At 47.6% G+C, this 1,226-nt stretch carries 1 protein-coding gene; it reads right to left on the bottom strand.

The window, feature by feature from the left end; translation table 11 throughout:
• Window positions 1–1,146: TldD/PmbA family protein (locus tag R7P67_RS25100; RefSeq protein ID WP_318086356.1), on the bottom strand; the 1,146-nt coding region annotated here is incomplete at its 3' end.
• Window positions 1,147–1,226: the final 80 nt, after the last annotated feature.

Raw genomic sequence — 1,226 nt, 5'->3', positions numbered from 1 at the left:
ATCACCACTGACAGCATCTGCACCAGAGTGAACCCCTTGCAGTTCCACTAATTCTAGGTATTCACCTGCTTTGATTTCTGACGCACTGCTGTTGCCTGTCGCAATCACTTTATGATTTGCCGATACGTCTAGGCTCGATTTCGCACTGCGAGATGCACTTGCCGTCGACACTGCACCTAAATAACTCGCTGTTTGGCTATTGTGCAATAGCGTATTCAGTTGGCCATTGGCGATCAACACATTGTCTTGAGTGGCAAAACCTTCACTATCAAACCCTGCGATAGCCATACCATTTGGCATGTATGCCGCATCGGTAAAGGTGAGAAGTTCACTTGCTACGCTTTGACCAAGCTTGTCACCCAGTGGCGAGATGCCTTTCATCGCACTCACACCAGAAAACGCACTGCCGAATGCACCAAACAGGCTGCTTAACGCATTGATGTGGAAGATGGCTGGATAGTTACCTGTCGCAACTGGTGCGCCATCAAGGAGGTCGCGAGCAAGGTTGTAACCGCCTTCAATGCAGTAAGTTGGATTCAACTCATCAAAACGGCGACCTAGCGACATTCTACCTGCCATCGACTGTTTGCCATCTTTTTCAAATAAGGTATACGCGTAACAAGTGAAAGAGCGCTCGAAATGTTGACATAACGTACCTTGAGTATTCGCGATGATGAGCTGAGTTTCGCCGTCACTATAACCATTGTATGGTGAGCTTGAAGCGTGAGGCTGAGCCACAACACCTTGTTCAAGCGCGAGGGACAGTTCAATTTTCTCATCGACCGATGTGGTATCGTCTTGCGCAATTTCTGCAATATCAGTGGTGATTTTGCTGTTTACGCAGCTGATGGTTTGATGTTCATCTTGCTTAGAAAAACGAGCACTTTGCAGCGCGTTTGTGAGCATCAAATCTAAACTTGGTTGCTCTAGTGATTCAGAATAACTGGTCGCGACACGAGCATCTTTAATGACTCGAACACCCAGCACTTGGCTTGAGCTGACTTTGTACTCATCCAGCTTGCCTTGGTTTGCTTTCAGCGAAAAGCTGCTGTTACGGTTCACAATCACATCCGCTTCCGCACCTTGGCGTTTGGCTTCTGACAGGACGTAATCAACCGCGTTAAGAAGTTGTTGTTCTTGGCTCATTAGTTACCGCCTCCTACCAGAATATTGTCCACTTTAAGGGTTGGTTGGCCGACTGTTGTAGGTACTGAGCCACTCACTGA

Source organism: Vibrio sp. Vb0937 (assembly GCF_033338855.1).
Note: the sequence above shows the minus strand (reverse complement) of the source record. Positions and strands in the feature narration are given on the sequence as shown.